We start from the raw sequence: 17,976 nt of genomic DNA, 5'->3' as shown, positions 1-17,976 counted from the left end.
TACTCCGTACGCCGCCCCGCCCCCCACCCTTCAGGGCCTGAGCGGCCGGCCCGTCAAGCGATCTGGCCGGTGGACCGGCAGGTCGCGCATTCGCCCCAGTCGCACTCCAGGCAGCGATGTCTCTTCCGGCACCCGTCCGGACCGGTGGAGAAGAAGATCCTCTCGCCGTCGCAGAACGGGCACGTCCCCCACCCTTCACAATCGGGGCAGCGCCAGTGCCCTGGGGAGAGGGAGCCGTACGGCCGCACGGCCGGCGCCAACGGGACGCTCGCCGGGTCGTTCAACGTTCGCGTCGTCGAGCCGACGAGCCGCAACTCGCTGCGGTCCGGGTCCTCATGGGCGCACAGGTGATAGCCCTCCCGCAAGGCGAAGACCTTCTTCTTGCCGCTGGGGTACTCCCGGTGGTCGACCTCGCGCCAGCCCTCGCGCACCAGGACGGTCATCGCGTCGAAGGCCCCAGGGGCCTGGCGCGGGCCGCATTCCACGCGCACCTCGACCCAGCGGGACATGGCCCCCGGCCCGACCTCCGAAAGCAGGCCCGTCGGTCCGGGAGACCTGGGGCAGGGCACCGGGCTCGCGCCGGTCCTCAGGGCGGCCCGCTCACGGGGTCACAGGGAAGGATCACAGGGAGAGGCCCCCGGGGCCTCTCGTCCCGCGGGCCTCTCCTCCGGTCGCCGTTCGTTTCTACCGGCCGGCGAGGACGTCCGGAGGCTCGGAACGGATCGGCAGCCTGCGGTCCAATCCCGTGGTCCGCAGCAAACGTGCGGGCTGGCGCGCGGGCGCGATCAGCACCAGCCGGCCCTCAGCGGCCTGGATCGCTTTCCATGACCGCAGAAGCGCGTTCAGGCCGGAGGAGTCGCAGAACTTCAGGCGGCTCATCTCCAGAGCCAACGCGGGCCGATCCCCTCGGCTCCGTGCATCCATGAGCTGCTCAGCGAAAGTGTCCTCCAGCACCTCCACGGTGCCCAGATCCAACTCGCCGCGCATGACGAGAACCGTCCAGCCGCCCTGCCGCCGAACCGTCACCGACAGGCGTGCGGACGAACTCGGCCCCCTAGGAAAGCCGGACACGGGCGGCCGCCTGACAGGGTGCTCGGATGTGGTGGTCACCGTCTCTCCTTCCCCAGATCGACGCCTGGAACATGCCCACTCACATCAGTCCAAACATTACCTGGGGGCCCAAAAACGCTTAATTGACGAATGGTGGCCACAGGAATCCGGCAGCTTCTCCGGGGAGAATTCGCCTCGATTCCATCGGATGGCACCAAAGAAACGTCGCACATTGAGTCGCACATTTCTAGGAGCGCATCGACGGCCGGGTCATGACCGCGACGAAACATCGCTCAATGGCGGCGTGAGCGCCTGGATGGATACTCGGCCCGCGCCCCGGAGCGGGCCGTTATCATCCGGAGCGTCAGGAGCACATACGGCGGCCGAGAGCGGCGCGGGGCGGCAGGAGACGGTCATGGCGTTGGGGGTCGAGTTCGCCAGCGTGGTCGTCCGGACGGCCGTCGCGGACGACGCCCTTCCCGGCGGGCTGGACGCGTTCGCGCCCACCCGGCACGACTACATCGAGGACGAGCACCTCTTCCGTACCGGGTTCATGAGCACCCGCGAGGCCGACGAACTCGCCGCCCATCTGCTCTCGCTCGGACTCGACGGCGACGCCGTCGCCGTCGAGCAGGCGCACGGGCCCCTGCCCGCCTGGCTGCGGCGCGGCGAGATCGGCGGCCACCGAGCCGTCTGGCTCGCCGGGCAGGACCCGGGAAGGCTCGTACGGCCCCTTCAAAGCGTCATCCTGCGCGGGCCGTCACGGCTACGGGACGCCGTCACCGCGATGCGGGCCGAGGAGGGCATCGAGATCGTGCGGGTGCCGCCGGGCGAGCACGAGGCCGACCACTTCGAGATCGAGCGGGAAGGCGCCCTCGTCGATCTCCGCGTCCATCACCCGGACGACGACACGATCATCTTCTGGGCCGAACGCCGCCAGGAGCGGAACCGCTGTTGCCGCGCCGACATCGAGCTGCTGGAGTGGCTCGGCGCGGCGCTGAAGGCCGCCGGCGCCGCCTAGGCTCGGTTTCAAAGTCCCGGCCCACGGCGCTCGCCTGGCGGCTCGCGCCCTGACCGGGCCTGTGCGAGCGCGACATCGCTTCGCGATCTGCCCGGCGAGGCTCGCCTCCGGCATCGCCCCACCTGGCAGCCAACGCGCTCGCGCGGTGGCCGAGGCCACTTCGAGACACGCCCTCGCACCCCACGGCTCCACGCGCCGGGCAGTTCCCAGCATGCATCGCGTATCGGATGTTGGCGGCATGCCGGGCAAGCGCCCCGCTGAGCCGCCCGCCGGAGAGCAGCGAGCCCCGACCATATGCGTCGGTAGACGGTGAGCAGGGTGCTGTCGCCGTACACCGTCGCTTCGCTGAGCGTCCACGCGGTCTTGTCCGGCGTCTGTGCCCAGAGCCGGCGGCCGTGGCCGAGGACGAGCGGTGAGGTCATGAGGTGGATCACGCCCCCGTCGAGGTCACTCACTGGATCTACCAGCAGCTCATCGCCGCCTATGGCCACCCCGACCCCGCCAGGGCGGACCCTGCTCACCCGCGTATCGACACGATCAGAGCGGGGGTCCCGGCCGGGCTGGAGGCTGCGCTGCGGACACCTCCCACGCTAGATCCGGAAGAGCCGCTTTGAGTGCTCGGATGGGATTCTCGGCCAGACTCGCCAAGACCATCCATAATCTGCCATCCATGATCTACAACCCCGCAAACCGCGCCATGCCAGAGAAGTCCTATTTGTAGGTTCGGCGAAGAACATGTGACCTCGGACCGCTTTTATGTAAGTTTACTCTGGCGCAGGTGACATATCCTGCGGCGCGTGTTTGTCGCCGCTCGGCGGGGTATACACGACGCGAATCAGCAACATGCCACGAATGGAACTTGGAGGTGTCATCGTGCAGATTGTTAAGTCTTCCGCACTTCTGGCTGCGGCCGTGGGAACCGTCTGGCTTGGGACGGGCACCGCAGAGGCCAGCAGCTCTCTCGGTAGGGGCGACTGGACCGAAGGGAGAAAAATAGACCACGGTCTGAACTTCGAACGGGTCTTCGGCAAGGGCGAGCACTGCGGTTCGCGGGAGGACGACTGCGAACCTGGCTCCGTCGGCAATGTCGGCAACGTGACGTTCGGCCCCATGGCGGGCAACGTGGCCAACATGACGTTCATCCCCATGGGCGTGAACGAGGACTCACACGGCTGCGACGACTGACGATCAGCCGGCACGGTGACAACTCCTGGAACGTGCCAAAAGCTCTGCTCATGATGTCCGTACGGGTGAAGCCCGCGCGGCACCCGAGCCTCAGCCTCTGAATGTCGTTGTACCGCATAACGCGATCGAGTGATTGAGAGTTCTGTACGGATGTCTGATCAGAAAATCATTCCGGCGCTGATCCACCAGGCGTGGGGGGACGCGAACGTGCCCTCCCGGTGGCGGGAGTGGGTGGATTCCTGGAGGCGGCATCATCCGGGATGGGATTACCGGCTGTGGACGGACGCGGACAGCCGCTCCTTTCTCATGGAGCATTACCCGTGGTTTCTTCCGGTCTACGACGGCTACCCCGATCCGGTCATGCGCGCAGATGCCGTGCGATATTTTCTGCTCGACCATTTCGGCGGGGTGTATGCCGATCTGGATGTCCAGAGCCTGCGGCCGGTGGGCGAACTACTCACCGGCCGCGAGCTCGTGCTCGGGTGCGAGCCGTCAGTGCACACCCGCCTGCCGCAGGCACGTCACCGGGGTCTTGGCCGCATTCTGGGGAATGCGTTCATCGCTTCGAGGGCGCGGCATCCGTTCTGGGCGCACGTCCATCGCGAGCTGGTCCGCACTCACCGTCTGGCCGACGCCCTGGATGTGTCGGGTCCTTTCTTCCTGACTCGGGCGCTGGAGAACGCCCCGGAGCCCGAGTCGATCACCGTGGTGGGCTCGGAGCTGCTGTATCCGAAGGTGAGCCCCTATGCGAGACGGCTGTTCGCACCTCAGGAGACCGACCTTGACCAGGCTTATGCCGTGCATCACGGAGCCGCGAGCTGGGCGGGAGAAGAATCCTGGAGGCCGCGGCCCTCGTCGAACAGGAGGGTGAGGTTCTGGGCGAGTCAGGGCCTGCGCCCCCTGGCCGACGGGGCCTTCGACCTGGACGAGCAGCGCAGCCGCTGGGCCTCCGGCGCCGCAGCGCCGCCGGTCTCCTGCCTGATGGTGACGAAGGACCGCCCGGCCTTCGCCGAGCGCGCGATCCGATGTTTCATCGCCCAGACCTATCCGAGCAGAGAACTGGTCGTGGTGGACGACGGGCTGGATGACGCCCTGGAAAAGCTGGTTCGTGGTCTCGGAGATGAGCGCATTCGTTTCCATCGGCTCCCGCCGGCCGGGCTACCGCTTGGAGCTCTGCGCAACATCGCGGTGGACAGCGCGACCGGGACGTACGTGTGCCAGTGGGACGACGATGACCTGTACGACCCGGAACGGGTCGAGGTGCAGATGGCGGCACTCCTCGCGCTCGGGGCCGAGGCATGTTTCCTCGCTCGGCAGCGACTGTGGCGGCCCGCCCGCCGCGAACTGGCCGTCTCCCACATGCGCGTGTGGGAGGGCACCATGCTCTGCGCGAAAGACGCGCTCCCGCGCTACCCGGCGCAACGCCGGGGTGAGGACACCCCCGTCGCGGCTCAGATCGTCAGCGAGAACCGGGTCGTCTCCGTGGACGCACCAGATCTCTGCACCTATGTGTGCCACGAGAACAACACCTTCGAGCCCACCCATTTCGAACGCATCTTCGATGCGGCGACCCGGGTATGGCGCGGCGGTGCCTATGCCGAGAGGCTCCTGGCGATGGCGGCACGGCTTCCGCTCGCTCCAGCGGACCTCGTCCATGATGAGACCGGCACCGGCACCCGGGCCGATGCGAGCGCCCGGGCCGATGCGAGCACCGGGACAGAATGCCGCGCCGGGACCGATACCGACGCCCTGCGGCCCCATCGGGCGCGATGGGTGATCAGTGAGCCGGCTCCGGCGCCCACGCGTGAACGGCCTTCGGTACTGGTGCTCACACCGGTCAAGGACGCGGTCCGGTTCCTGCCCGGCCATCTGGAGAACCTGCGCGGTCTGGACTATCCGCACGAGGCGATCTCGCTGGGCCTGCTCGAAGGCGACAGCCAGGACGACACCTGGGACGTGCTTGAACGCGCGCTGCCCGAACTCGAGCAGCGGTACCGCCGTGTCACCCTCGTGCGCCACCATGCCGGGGTCCGCCTGCGCGGACGGTCCTGGGAGCCCGGCGTGCAACGGGAACGCAGATCCGCCCTGGCCAGAGCCCGAAACCACCTGCTCTCCCGCGCCCTGACCGATGAGCGGTGGGTGCTCTGGATCGATGTCGACGTGACCGGTTACCCCCGCGATCTGATCCAGCGGCTGCTGGCAGCGCGCAAGGACATCGTCGTGCCGCACTGTGCCGGCGAGCCCAACGGCCCCACGTACGACCTCAATACCTACCTCTTAAGGCCGGAGGCCGGCGCCCTGAACTGGGCGCAGTGGGTCCGCGACGGCATCCTGCTGCCCCCCAGGGGGTTCGGCAGGGCCTATCTCGACGAGTTCAGCGCGCACGACCTCATCCGCGTCGATTCGGTGGGCGGCAGCGTGCTGCTGGTACGGGCGGACCTGCACCGCGCGGGGCTGGTGTTCCCGCCGGTCCCCTACCGGCACCTCATCGAGACCGAGGGCCTGGCGGCCCTGGCCAAGGACATGGGCACGTCGTGCTGGGCGTTGCCCCGACTCGAAGTTCTGCATCCGCACCACTGCTCGGAGTCGCTCAGCGAAGCGGCCGCTCCGATTGCCTGAACGGGAGCGCCGCCTGGCACGTGCCTTCGGCTCACGCCCGAAGGCAAGGACCGCCTCCGAAATGAAACGACCACTTACGCCCGAAGTGAAGGACCAGGAATGAGTGACAGCAGAGAACCCGTAGTCTCCGTGGTCATCCCCTGCTACAACTATGGCTGCTACCTGCCCCAGGCGCTGAACAGCGTGCTCGGGCAGACGTTCGGCGAATGGGAGATCGTCATCGTCGACGATGGCAGCACCGATGACTCCTCGGCCGTGGCCAGGGACTTCATCGACCGCCATCCCGACCGGCGCATCCGCCTGCTCCAGCAGGCCAACGCCGGAGTCTCCGCCGCACGCAACGCCGGCGTCGCCGCCGCGGCCGGACGCTACATCCTGCCGTTGGACGCCGACGACGCGATCGGCCCGACCATGCTGGAGAAGACGACCGCGGTCCTCGACGCCGAGCCGGACATCGCCATCGTCTCCACCGATCTCCACGTCTTCACCGACGCCGAGGACGTTCCGCCACAGGTACTGTCCTTTCCGCCGTACAGCAGGGAACTGCTGCTCCAGCGGCTGATCATGTTCTACTGCTCGCTGTACCGCCGTGAGGTGTGGGAGGCCGTCGGCGGCTACGACGAGCACATGCGGGTGGGCGAGGACTGGGACTTCTGGATCGGCTGCGCGGAACGGGGATTCAACGCTCACCACATCGCCGAGCCGCTGTTCAGGGCGCGCAACAAGGACACCGGCCTGCATGTGGAGGCCGCCGAGAACGACCTCACCGTGCGGGCCCGGATCGTGGCCAATCATCCCGCGTCGTTCAAGCCCCTCACCCTGGCATGGGCGCAGGCCCTGCTCCAGCAGGAGCAGGACGCCTGCCGGCTCGATGCGCGGGTGCCCGACGAGATCCTCAGCCGAGCCGGGGAGATGGACCAGTTCCTCCGGGTCGTCATGGACCTGCAGCGCATGGCGCGCCAGCAGCACTACCACATCAAGCGTCTGGAGAAGGCCCTGGCCGACCGGGCCGTACCGGCGAGCCGGCAGGTCACCGCCCCGGTTTGAGGACCGAGATCGCCGCGGAGCCCGCGCTCCGGTCGACATCCACCGCTCACCGGGCCTGAGTGAACGCGACATCGCCTCGCGATCCGCCCGGTGTCTCCTCGCCGCCGCGCAGGTGACGCGCTCGCGCGGTGGCCGGGGCCGTCGAGAGGGGCTCAGAACTTGCCGCTCTGCCGCGCGGTGCGGTGGCCCAGGCGGCGGGTGAACTCCTCGTAGAAGGCGTCGGCCAGGGGCGGCCAGCCCCAGAAGTCGAAGGCGAGCGCCCCGAGGTCGAAGTTGTCACCGAAGTCCCATTCGGTGACCGGGCTGGAGGTCTGGCAGGCGGGGCAGGGGGCGTCCGCCTCGCCGGTCTCCTTCCAGCGGTCGATGGCCTCGCTGAACGGCCGCCACGCCTCCTCGTCGGCCTCGAAGCTCTCCGGGTAGTCGATGATCACGGTACGGGTGCCGCAGCGGGGGCAGGTCGCCGAGTCCGCCTCGCTCTCGCCCTGGCCGCCGAGGTGGTCGTCCCGGGCGACGATGACCGCCATCGCGGCCGGGGGCCAGGTGGTGCCGGGGGTGCCGTGCACGGCGCGTTCCCAGTTCGGGCCGGGGAGGTGCCCTTCGTCCACGCCGAGGCTGTACACCCCGTCGCCGGACGTCTCGCGCAGGAGGACGCCCTCGGCGACCAGCCAGTCGACCATCCGGTCCGCGAGCGGGCCCGCGTCCTGGAGGGGCACCTCCAGGTCGATGATGCGCTCGAAGTAGTCACCCATGATCCGTCCCCCTTCTCGGCGTGTACGGGGACATCCTGCCGGAACGGGCTGACAGTGATCAGCCCAGCGGGGAGTACTCGAACCAGTCGAAGTCGGCGTGGCCGCCGTCGCCGGTGGCGTACACGCCGACGTACACGCCGGTGAAACCGCCCGCGACCTGGCTGCTCAGCAGGTCGCCGTCGACGGGGGCGCCGAGCGGTTCCCAGCGGCCGGGCTCCAGGGAGTAGCGGGCCTGGTACCAGCGTCCGTGCGCCTCCACGCCCAGCCGGACCCGGTGGCACTCGGCCGGCACCTCGGCCAGGACGGACGCGACGCCGCGTTCCCGGACGACCAGCCGCAGTTCCCGTCCGGTCGAGAGGAGCAGGACGTGGAAGGCGTCGTTCTGGACGAGGGCGAGCCCCGCCGAGGCGTGCTCGCCCGCGAGGTCGAGCGCGGTGTACGCGGCGAACGCCGGGTGGCTCTGGCGGCGGCCGACGAACGAGGGGTTGGCGGCCAGGGACACCGGCCGTGCTCGCAGCCGCAGGTGGCCGGGGCGTTCGGTGAGGCTCCACCAGCGTTCGCGCGGGGTGCGGAGAACGTTCCAGGACGGGCCGAGGTCCGGAGCGTCGAAGTGGTCGCAGGCGGGTTCGGCGGGCCACCGGTGCTCCGGCAGGGACGGGGACGGGTGGCTCGGCTCGACGGGACCGGCGACGGGCCAGCCGTCCTCCCAGCGGACGGGGGTCAGGAATGTCTCGCGGCCGAGGACGCAGCGGCCGTCGTGGTGCGGGCGCATCGCGAGCAGGACCATCCACCATTCGCCGCCGGGGGTCTCCACCAGGTCGGCGTGGCCGGTGCCCACGATCGGGTGGCCGAGCCCGAGGTGCCGGTGGGTCAGGACCGGGTTGCGCGGGTCGCCCTCGTACGGGCCGGTGACGTGGTCGGCGCGCGCCATCATCACCGCGTGGTCGTGCGCGGTGCCGCCCTCGGCGGTCAGGAGGTGGTAGCGCCCGCCGATCTTGTAGAGGTGGGAGCCCTCGGACCAGATGGCGCCCTTCACCGCGCCGTCCCAGATCACGTGCTCACCGCCGGTCAGGGTGAGCGCGGACGGGTCGAACTCGCGCAGGTAGATCTCGGTGTGCCCCTCGTACCGTCCGGTCTCCCGGGTGGCGGTGAACCAGGCGCGCCCGTCGTCGTCGAAGAACAGCGAGGGGTCGATGCCCGCGCCGTCCAGGGGGTGCGGTTCGGACCACGGGCCGGCGGGGTCGGTCGCGGTAAGGACGAAGTGCCCGGACCAGGACGTGCCGTCCACGAGCGTGCAGACCAGGTAGAAGCGGCCGTCGTGGTGGCGGAGCGTCGGCGCGTACAGGCCGCCGGAGGCGCGGACGCCGTCCAGGGGGAGCTGCGACGGCCGGTCCATCGCGTGCCCGATCGGCCGCCAGTGCACCAGGTCGCGGCTGTGGAACAGGGGCAGCCCGGGGAACCACTCGAACGACGAGGTCACCAGGTAGAAGTCGTCGCCCACGCGGCAGACGGACGGGTCGGGGTGGCAGCCGGGCAGGACGGGGTTGCGGAAGCGGCGGGGTGGGGGCGCGGCGGTCACAGCGGCACCACCCGCACGGGGACGGTGAGGACCCGGTCGGGGCCGGGCTCGCGGACCGGCCCGTGCAGGGTGAACGATCCGCGCAGCGGCAGGTCCCCGCTGGACCGCCCCACCTCGACCTCGATGACGCCGGGTTCGACGACGCGCCGCAGGTCGGGGCCGGTGAAGGAGGTCCGGTCGGCGTGCACGGTGAACTCCACGCGGGCGGCGGCGCCCGCTTCCAGGCGCAGCCGCGCCCAGCCCGCGAGCAGGCGTTCGGGCCGGACGACCGAGGCGACCGGGTCGGCGAGGTAGAGCTGGACGACCTCGGTGCCGGGCCGGTCGCCCACGTTGCGGACGACGGCGCGCACGGTCACCTGGCCGTCGGTGGGCGCGCGTTCGTCCACCTCCAGCCCGCCGTAGTCGAACCGCGTCCAGGAGAGGCCATGCCCGAACGGGTACAGGGGCGCGGGATCGATCGTGCTCCAGTCGTGCGCGGACTCCATCCGCGACCGCAGGTAGGCGGGGGACGGGCTGGACGCCGTGCGGGGCACGCTCAGGGGGAGGCGGCCGGACGGCTCCAGGCGGCCCGACAGGATCCCTGCGACGGCGCGCGCCCCCTCCTCGCCGGGGAAGAACGCCTGGAGGACGGCGGCGGCCCGCCCGGCGATGTCGCCCAGCGCGTACGGGCGGCCGGAGAGCACCACCACGACCGTCGGCGTACCGGTGTCCAGGACCGCCTTGGCCAGATCTGCCTGCCGTCCCGGCAACGCGAAGGTCTCGGCGTCGCAGCCCTCCCCGGACGTGCCGCGGCCGAAGAGCCCGGCGCGGTCGCCGAGGGCGAGCACGCACACGTCGGCGTCCAGGGCGGCGGCGACGGCCGCGTCGATGCCCGCTTCGGCGTCGGCGTCGGTGCCGGACAGCACCTCGCCGGAGGCGGCCAGGCGCACGGCGGCGGCGGGGAACTCGTCGCGCAGCGCCTCGGCGAGCGTCGGGATCTCCACGCCGAGCGGGACGTCGGGGTGGGCGCGCCCGACGTGGGTGGGGAACGTGTAGCAGCCCATCATGCCTGCGACGTCGTCGGCGAGCGGCCCTGCCAGCGCGATCCGCGCGGTGACGGGCAGCGGCAGCGCGCCGTCGTCGGCGAGCAGGACCACCGACTCCTCGGCCAGCCGGCGGGCCAGGGCGCGGTGTGCGGGCGGGTCCAGGTCCGGCGGCGGCCCGGGGGCCGGTTCCCCGGGTACGCCCGGTTCCCTGAGGCCACCGGGGTCCCTGAAGCCGTTGGGGTCGCCGGGGTCGGCGGGGTGCGCGAGGTCGCCGGGGGCGCCGCCTTCGCCGAGCAGGCCGAGTTCGGCCTTGAGGGTGAGCACGCGGGTGGCGGCGCGGTCGAGAAGGCTCTCGGGGACGGCGCCGCCCCGTACCGCCTCGACCAGGGGGGCGCCGTAGCACCGTACGGTCGGCAGTTCCATGTCGATCCCGGCGCGCAGGGCGAGGGCGGCGGCGTCGGCACGGGACCCGGCGACGCGGTGGCGGCTCTCCAGGAACGAGATGCCGTAGTAGTCGGAGACCACGATGCCGGTGAAGCCCAGCTCGCCGCGGAGCAGGTCGGTGAGCAGCCACCTGTCGGCGGCGGCGGGCATGCCGTCCACGTCGGTGTAGGAGTGCATGACGGCGCGGGCGCCGCCCTCGCGCAGCGCCAGGACGAACGGTTCCAGCACGACGTCGGCGAACTCGCGCGGCCCGAGCGCGGCCGGGGCCATGTTGCGCGCGGCGCGGGACGCGGAGTACCCGGCGAAGTGCTTGAGGGTCGCGACCACGCCGGCCCCCTCCAGCCCCCGTACGTACGCGGCGCCAATAACCCCAACAAGATAGGGGTCCTCGCCGACGCACTCCTCCGTACGGCCCCAGCGGGCGTCGCGGACCACGTCCAGGACGGGCGCCAGCCCCATGTGCGCGCCCACGCCGCGGATGCTCGCCCCGACCGCCGCGGCCATCTCGGCCACCAGTTCGGGGTCGAAGGTCGCGCCCCACGCGGGCGGGCTGGGGAAGACGGTGGCGCCCCAGGCCATGAATCCCGTGAGGCATTCCTCGTGGGCGATGGCCGCGATCGGGAACCGGCCCGATCCGGCCACCCGGCGTTGCAGCTCGCGCAGCCGGGCGGCGCCCTCGCCCGGCGCGACGGGCGCGGTGCCGAAGACCCGGGTGAGCTGGCCGAGCCCGGTCCGGACGATCTCGTCCAGGTCCGGGGCCGGCTCGCCGGAGTCGTCCTCCACGGGGGCGACCGGCTCGCCGGGCGCGGCCTGGGTCGCCCAGAACCCGCCGAGCTGGGCGGCCTTCTCCTCCACGGTCATCCGGGACAGCAGGTCGGCGACCCGTTCGGGGACGGGCAGCCGCCGGTCGCGCCACGGCTCGCCGGCGGGACGGGCGGCCGGGAGGGCTTCGGTCATCGGTCCTCCGGTGGGTGCGATGCGGCGGACGGCGCCGCGGCGGGGGGCGGGACGGCCGCCGGCGGTGGGGCGGTGGACGCGCGGACGCGCAGGTCGGTGGCCAGTTCCACGCGGGGGGTGAGCGGCGGACGGCCGTCCAGGAGCTGCAGCAGGGTACGGGCGGCGACCCGTCCCATCTCCTCCAGCGGCTGCCGGACGGTGGTCAGCGGCGGGGACAGCCACTCGCAGGTGGGGAGGTCGTCGAAGCCCACGACGCTGAGGTCGTCGGGCACCCGCAGGCCCGCGAGGCGTGCCGCCTGGTAGGCGCCCATGGCCTGCTGGTCGCTGCCGGCGAAGATCGCGGTCGGCGGGTCCGGGAGCTCCAGCAGCTCGCGGGTCCGGGCGAAGCCGCTCTCGTGGTGGAAGTCGCCGTACCGGACCAGCTCCCGGTCGACCTCGATCCCGGCCTGTTCCAAGGCGGTGCGGTAGCCGTCCACGCGGGCCTGGGTGCACAGCATGTCGGCGGGGCCTCCGATCACCGCGACACGGCGGTGCCCCAGCTCGATCAGGTGCTCGGTGGCGGCCAGGCCGCCCGCCCAGTTGGTGGCGCCGACGCTGGGGATGTCGGCGGCGGGGAGGTTGACCGGGTCGACCAGGACCAGGCCGACGCCGGCCCGTTCGAGCTGGTCGCGCTGCCGCGCGGTCATCCGGGAGGTCACCAGGATCACCCCGTCGCTGTGGTGCAGCGCAGGCAGGTTCTGCCAGCTGGGCGGGCAGGCGTCGTCGTCGCGGACGAGGGAGACGACCACGCCGGTGCCGTGCTCGGCGCACTCGGCCTCCACGCCGCGCAGGATCTCGACCGCCCAGGGGCTGTCGAGCCCGGCCAGCACCAGGTCGATCAGCCCGGACCGGCGGGTGCGGCGGGTCCCGCCACCCGGACCGGGGTAGTTGTGGGTGCGCAGCAGCGCCTCGACGCGCTCGCGGGTCGCGGGGGCCACGTCGGTCCGGCCGTTGAGGACCTTGGAGACCGTCGCCGTGGAGACCCCGGCCTCGGCCGCGATCAGGGCCAGGGTGGGGCGGGAGGGGCGACCGGAATCGCCGTCGCTGGTACGCACGATTGCGAACGGTATCGCAATATTTCGATGACTCCTAGACCCTGCTCGCGCCCTTTTCCTTGGGGAACGCGGCAACCGAAATGGGGTCTTGACCGTCCGGAGGGACTTATTTAGATTGCCTCGACAACAGGACTCCCGAAGACTTTCGAAACATTTCGAAGCGGTCCGGCGCTCGTTCCGCCGTGCGCGGGCCGGCCCCCACCCCGAGCCCAGGAGGCCCCGATGGGCACCGATGCCCGCACTCGACGCTCGTTCCTGTCCGCGGTGTCCGCGGGGTCCCTCGCGGTCGCCGCGAGCCCCCTGCTCGGCGCCTGCGGCGGCTCGGGGTCCGACGGCGACGGCAAGACCACCCTCGAATGGTGGGACAACGCCACCACCGAGCCGCAGAAGTCGCTCTATCCCCAGCTCATCCAGGCGTTCCAGGCGGCCCGCCCGGATGTGACCATCAAGATCACCAACCTGGAGAACGAGGCGTACAAGGCGAAGATGACCGCGGTCACCGCCTCGGGCAAACTGCCGGACATCTTCATGACGTGGGGCGGCGGCGTGCTGAAACAGCAGGTCGACGCGGGCCTGGTCGAGGACCTCACCTCGCGCGCCGCGGACCTGTCGGCCACCCTCACCCCGATCTCCCAGCAGGCGTACCGGTTCGACGGGAAGACCTGGGCGATCCCGAACGACATCGGCATGGTCGGGTTCTGGTACAACAAGCGGCTGTTCGCCAAGGCCGGGATCAAGGCGCCGCCCGCCACCTGGTCGGAACTGCTGGACGGCGTCCGCAAGCTCAAGTCGGCCGGGATCACCCCGATCGCCCTGGCCGGCAAGGAGAAGTGGCCCGGCCACTACTACTGGGCCTACCTCGCGTTGCGGATCGGCGGCACGGCGGCGCTGAAGCAGGCCGAGACGTCCAAGGACTTCTCCGCGCCGGCCTTCGTCGGCGCCGGGCAGCGCCTCAAGGAACTGGTCGACCTGGCACCGTTCCAGCCCGGTTTCCAGGGGGCCGGGTACGCCACGCCCGGCGGGCAGGCCGCGACGATGGGCGCCGGGCAGGCCGCCATGGAGCTGATGGGCCAGTGGGCGCCGAACGTCCAGCGGGACACCGGCAAGGATCTGGGCGAGGACCTGGGCTTCTTCCCGTTCCCCATGGTCGAGGGCGGCCAGGGCTCGCCGGGCGACATATTCGGCGGAGGCAGCGGCCACGCCCTCCGCAAGGGGGCGCCCGCGGCGGCGTACGACTTCCTGAAGTTCCTCCTCCAGCCCGACAACGAACGCAAGCTCATCACCTCGGGCGCGTTCATGCCGGTGGTGAAGGGCGCCGAGAGCGCGATCACCGACCCCAACCGCAGGCTCGTGGCCGAGACCGTGGCCAGGGCGAGCGGCTTCCAGCTCTACCTGGACCAGGCGTTCCCGCCGGCGGTCGGGCAGGAGGTCAACGACGGCGTCGCCGACCTGGTCGCCGGGCGCAAGACCCCCGAGCAGGTCGCGGCGGAGGTCACCCGGACGGCCAAGAGCCAGTAGCGGCGACCCGATGACCCTGTCCCCCGCGACCCGCGACGCCCCGCGAGACACCGCGTCCGAGGACGCGCGATCGCGCCGCCGGAGGCACCGCCGGCCCCGGACGCCCCTGTCCCGGCGCCTGCTGGGCTGGCTGGCCGCCGCCTGGTTCCTGCTGCCCGCGCTCGTGGTGTTCGTCTTCTTCGTCCTGATCCCGATCGCCGTCGCGTTCTACACCAGCCTGTTCCGGTGGGGCGGGTTCGGCCCGCCCACCGACTTCGCCGGCCTGGACAACTTCACCCGGCTGTTCGCCGACCCGGTGTTCCACGGCGACCTGTGGCGTGGCCTGGTCCTGGTGGTCCTGTCGATCGTGATCCAGCTGCCGTTCGCGCTGGGCACGGCGGTGCTGCTCAACCAGCGGATGCGGGGCCGGGCGATCTACCGCATGATCTTCTTCGCCCCGTACGTGCTGTCCGAGGTCGTCACCGGCGTGCTGTTCGGCATGATCTTCCTGCCGGAGCACGGGCTGGCCGACGCCCTGGTACGGGACCTCCCGGTGCTGGACGGGCTGGCCGGCCGCTGGTTCTCCGACCAGGACACCGTGCTGCCCACCGTCTTCCTGGTCATGACCTGGAAGTACTTCGGCTTCCACATGATGCTCTACCTGGCCGGGCTGCAGAGCGTCCCGTCCGAGGTGCTGGAGGCCGCGGCGATCGACGGCGCCGGGCCGTGGCAGCGGTTCCGGCACGTCACCCTGCCGCTGCTCGGCCCGACGCTGCGGATCAGCGTCTTCCTGTCGGTCATCGGCGCGATCCAGCTGTTCGACCTGGTGTGGGTGCTCACCGCGGGCGGGCCGACCCATTCCTCCGAGACGATGGCGATCACGATGTTCCAGTACGGCTTCAAGCGCTACCAGGTGGGCTACGCGAGCGCGATCAGCGTCGTGATGTTCGCCGTCAGCCTGGTCTTCTCCCTCGCCTACCAGCGCTTCGCCCTGCGCCGCGACCTGCGCGGGGCGATCACCGCCGCGGGGGCCGTCCGATGACCGCCCGGCCGGCGCGGAGCGTGTCCCGGCACCTCCTGGTCTGGCTGATCGGCGCGTTCATCGTGGTGCCGCTGGGCTACGCGGTCCTGTCGGGCTTCAAGAGCACCGCCGACCTGACCCGGGACCCGTTCGGCCTGCCCTCCCCCTGGCGGCTGTCGAACTACACCGGCATCCTGTCGTCCGGCGCGTTCTGGCGGCAGATCGCCAACAGCGCGGGGATCGCGGCGGCCACCGCCCTCGTGACGGTCGCGGTGTCGGCGATGGCCGCGTTCGCCTTCGCCCGGTACGCCTTCCGCGGGCGGGAGTTCTTCTTCACCCTCTTCGCGATGGGGCTGATGTTCCCGTTCGCGGTGGCGGTGCTGCCCCTGTTCATCCTGCTGCGGGCCCTCGGGCTGCTGGACAACCCGCTCGGCGTGATCCTCCCGCAGGCCGCGTTCGGGCTGCCGATGACCATCGTCATCCTGCGCCAGTTCTTCCGGACGATCCCTGGCGAACTGGAGGAGGCCGCCGTCATCGACGGCTGTAGCCGGTTCGGCTTCTTCTGGCGGATCCTGCTGCCGATGGCCCGTCCCGCGCTCGGCACCGTCTCGGTACTGGCCATCGTCACCAGCTGGAACAACTTCTTCCTGCCCCTGCTGGTGCTCACCGACCCGAAATGGCAGACGATCCCGGTCGGCGTCCAGCAGTTCCAGGGGCAGTACTCGACGAACTACGCGCTCGTCCTCGCCTACATCGTCCTGGCGATGGTGCCCGCCCTCGCCTTCTACTCCGTGGCCGAACGCCAGCTCATCGGCGGCCTGACCGCCGGCGCGACCAAGGGCTGACCCGGCCCTTCAGGACGACCGCGCGGCCTTATGATCACTCGCGGGTGCGGTTTGGGTTTACGCTCGACACCGTAAGCATCGCGTGACCAGAAGGTGACGGTTATGAGTGAGACCGGCGGCCCGGAGGAGCAAGTGGACCTGGGAACCGACCGCGCCCACGGCGCGCGCATCTACGACTACATCCTCGGCGGCAAGGACCACTACGAGCTGGACCGTGCCGCGGCCGAGGCCACCCTCCAGGTGTGGCCGTCGCTGCGGATCCACATGAACGCCAACCGCTCCTTCATGCATCGCGTGGCCCGCCACCTGGCGGCGGAGAAGGGCATCCGCCAGTTCCTGGACATCGGCACCGGCATCCCCACCTCGCCCAATTTCCACGAGGTGGTCCAGGCCATCGCGCCCGACTCCCGGGTGGTCTACGTCGACAACGACCCCATCGTCCTCGCCCACGCCCGGGCCCTGCTCACCAGCACCCCCGAGGGCAGGACCACCTACATCCAGGCCGACATGCGCGAGCCAGAGAAGATCATCTCCGCGCCCGAGCTCCTCGGCACGCTCGATCTGACCCGCCCCATCGGCCTGACCCTGATCGCCATGGTGCACTTCATCGAGGACGACGACGAGGCCTACCGCGTGGTGAGGCGGATCGTGGACGTCCTGCCCTCGGGCAGCTACTTCGCCGCCGCCGTCGCCACCGACGACTTCGACCCCGAGGTGCTGGCCAGGGTGCAGGAGGTGTACCACTCGCACGGAGAATCCCTGAGGTGGCGCACCAAGGCCCAGGCGGAGAAGTTCTTCGACGGCCTGGAACTGGAGGAGCCGGGCATCGTCCAGATCCACAAGTGGCACCCCGACCCGGTCGAGGTCGGCCGCGTCGACGACAGGGACATCGCCATGTACGGAGCCATAGCCCGCAAACCCTGACCCGCCCCACACCCGCCACAGCAGCAAGCTCGCCCCGTAAGCCCTTCACACCGAGACCACCGGCACGTTGACTGGTGGCGAGTTGCTCCCTCCGGGCCGCGCCAGACGACAACTCTCCGCAAGTCAACGGGAGAGCGGCCGGCCGCGCCGCGGGGCGCGGGTTAATGGGTGGAGGGCGGGTCGGGCTCGGGTTACGTTGCGGTCATGACGGATCTGGAGGCTCTCGTCCCTGCGTTCACGTGGCGGCGGCTCGCCGAGGAGGACTTCCCTCTACTCGGCCGGTGGCTGGAACGGCCCCACGTGGCCCGGTGGTGGCATCACGAGACGTCCGCCGAGGCGGTGGCGCGGGACTTCGGGCCCGCGGCCAGGGGGGAGGAGCCCTCCGAGGATCTGCTCGTCTTCGCCGACGGCCGGCCGTTCGGGCTGGTCCAGCGGTGCCGGCTGGGCGACTACCCCGACTACCTCGCCGAACTGGCCGCCGTCGTGGACGTGCCGGACGGGGCGATGACCATCGACTACCTGATCGGCGACGCGGACCGGGTCGGGCTGGGGCTCGGGCCGCGGATGATCCGGGCGGTCCTGGACGGGCTCTGGGCCGACCATCCTTCCGCCACGTGCGTCATCGTTCCCGTTCCGGTGGCGAACCGCGCTTCGTGGCGGGCCCTGGAGAAGGCGGGGCTGGTACGGGTCGCGGAGGGCGAGCTGGAGCCGGACAACCCGATCGACGACCGGGCGCACTACCTCTACCGGATCGACCGGAACGATCGGATCGGCCGGCCGGGCACGGATCGCGGATAGGAACGGGACAAAAAGGCTATTTCGGTCATGATTTGATGATCAAGAATCGGGTTCGGTGGGCGGACGCTGGACCGGGGGTGGCCTGCTTTCTAGGCTCGATCGAGATCCACCGAGTCCCCTC

15 protein-coding genes are annotated in these 17,976 nt (G+C 70.8%); 9 read left to right on the top strand and 6 right to left on the bottom strand.

The window, feature by feature from the left end; genetic code table 11:
* Positions 1 to 53 precede the first annotated feature (53 nt).
* Both IW256_RS35110 and IW256_RS35105 read right to left on the bottom strand, forming a co-directional pair.
* Positions 54 to 509, bottom strand: a complete 456-nt coding sequence (locus IW256_RS35110) for a hypothetical protein (RefSeq protein WP_197015033.1) — start codon at positions 507 to 509, stop codon at positions 54 to 56.
* A 175-nt stretch (positions 510 to 684) separates the two neighbouring features.
* Complete coding sequence (locus IW256_RS35105) at positions 685 to 1,110, bottom strand: STAS domain-containing protein (protein WP_197015032.1); 426 nt, start codon at positions 1,108 to 1,110, stop codon at positions 685 to 687.
* A 355-nt stretch (positions 1,111 to 1,465) separates the two neighbouring features.
* On the opposite strand from IW256_RS35105, the gene IW256_RS35100 reads away from it, so the two are divergent.
* From IW256_RS35100 to IW256_RS35085, 4 genes are all read left to right on the top strand, one after another.
* Positions 1,466 to 2,071, top strand: a complete 606-nt coding sequence (locus tag IW256_RS35100; RefSeq protein ID WP_197015031.1) for a hypothetical protein — start codon at positions 1,466 to 1,468, stop codon at positions 2,069 to 2,071.
* An 852-nt stretch (positions 2,072 to 2,923) separates the two neighbouring features.
* Positions 2,924 to 3,256 carry a hypothetical protein gene (locus tag IW256_RS35095; RefSeq protein ID WP_197015030.1) on the top strand — a complete coding sequence of 111 codons (333 nt, stop codon included), beginning with the start codon at positions 2,924 to 2,926 and terminating at the stop codon, positions 3,254 to 3,256.
* Positions 3,257 to 3,406: 150 nt separating this feature from the next.
* Entirely contained in the window at positions 3,407 to 5,875 is a 2,469-nt protein-coding gene (locus IW256_RS35090; protein WP_197015029.1) for a glycosyltransferase, read from the top strand.
* Positions 5,876 to 5,974: 99 nt separating this feature from the next.
* Positions 5,975 to 6,922 carry a glycosyltransferase family A protein gene (locus IW256_RS35085; protein WP_197015028.1) on the top strand — a complete coding sequence of 316 codons (948 nt, stop codon included), beginning with the start codon at positions 5,975 to 5,977 and terminating at the stop codon, positions 6,920 to 6,922.
* Positions 6,923 to 7,074: 152 nt separating this feature from the next.
* On the opposite strand, the gene IW256_RS35080 is transcribed toward IW256_RS35085, so the two are convergent.
* The 4 genes from IW256_RS35080 to IW256_RS35065 are packed head-to-tail and all read right to left on the bottom strand — an operon-like array spanning position 7,075 to position 12,770.
* On the bottom strand, positions 7,075 to 7,671 hold the full coding sequence (locus IW256_RS35080) for a hypothetical protein (protein WP_197015027.1): 597 nt from the start codon (positions 7,669 to 7,671) through the stop codon (positions 7,075 to 7,077).
* Positions 7,672 to 7,729: 58 nt separating this feature from the next.
* Positions 7,730 to 9,250 (bottom strand): glycoside hydrolase family 43 protein, encoded by a 1,521-nt coding sequence (locus tag IW256_RS42950; protein WP_197015026.1) that lies wholly within the window; start codon positions 9,248 to 9,250, stop codon positions 7,730 to 7,732.
* Positions 9,247 to 11,676, bottom strand: coding sequence for a glycoside hydrolase family 3 N-terminal domain-containing protein (locus tag IW256_RS35070; RefSeq protein WP_197015025.1), 2,430 nt, complete (start codon positions 11,674 to 11,676; stop codon positions 9,247 to 9,249). Before IW256_RS35070 ends, IW256_RS42950 begins: the two co-directional genes overlap by 4 nt.
* Positions 11,673 to 12,770 carry a LacI family DNA-binding transcriptional regulator gene (locus IW256_RS35065; protein WP_197015024.1) on the bottom strand — a complete coding sequence of 366 codons (1,098 nt, stop codon included), beginning with the start codon at positions 12,768 to 12,770 and terminating at the stop codon, positions 11,673 to 11,675. The genes IW256_RS35070 and IW256_RS35065 overlap by 4 nt, the downstream gene beginning before the upstream one ends.
* A 222-nt stretch (positions 12,771 to 12,992) precedes the next feature.
* Here IW256_RS35065 and IW256_RS35060 point away from each other — a divergent pair, with 222 nt between their 5' ends.
* The 5 genes from IW256_RS35060 (at position 12,993) to IW256_RS35040 (ending at position 17,855) form a co-directional block, all read left to right on the top strand.
* Positions 12,993 to 14,288, top strand: a complete 1,296-nt coding sequence (locus tag IW256_RS35060) for an extracellular solute-binding protein (RefSeq protein ID WP_197015023.1) — start codon at positions 12,993 to 12,995, stop codon at positions 14,286 to 14,288.
* 10 nt (positions 14,289 to 14,298) lie between these two features.
* A complete protein-coding gene (locus IW256_RS35055) occupies positions 14,299 to 15,309 on the top strand; it encodes a carbohydrate ABC transporter permease (RefSeq protein ID WP_197015022.1) in 1,011 nt (336 codons plus the stop codon).
* On the top strand, positions 15,306 to 16,133 hold the full coding sequence (locus IW256_RS35050) for a carbohydrate ABC transporter permease (protein ID WP_197015021.1): 828 nt from the start codon (positions 15,306 to 15,308) through the stop codon (positions 16,131 to 16,133). Before IW256_RS35055 ends, IW256_RS35050 begins: the two co-directional genes overlap by 4 nt.
* 102 nt (positions 16,134 to 16,235) lie before the next feature.
* Positions 16,236 to 17,057 carry an SAM-dependent methyltransferase gene (locus IW256_RS35045; RefSeq protein WP_197015020.1) on the top strand — a complete coding sequence of 274 codons (822 nt, stop codon included), beginning with the start codon at positions 16,236 to 16,238 and terminating at the stop codon, positions 17,055 to 17,057.
* A gap of 204 nt (positions 17,058 to 17,261) precedes the next feature.
* Positions 17,262 to 17,855 carry a GNAT family N-acetyltransferase gene (locus IW256_RS35040; RefSeq protein ID WP_197015019.1) on the top strand — a complete coding sequence of 198 codons (594 nt, stop codon included), beginning with the start codon at positions 17,262 to 17,264 and terminating at the stop codon, positions 17,853 to 17,855.
* Positions 17,856 to 17,976 lie beyond the last annotated feature (121 nt).

The organism is Actinomadura viridis (assembly GCF_015751755.1).
GTDB classification, from domain to species: domain Bacteria; phylum Actinomycetota; class Actinomycetes; order Streptosporangiales; family Streptosporangiaceae; genus Spirillospora; species Spirillospora viridis.
This window is presented reverse-complemented; position numbering and strand designations above follow the sequence as displayed.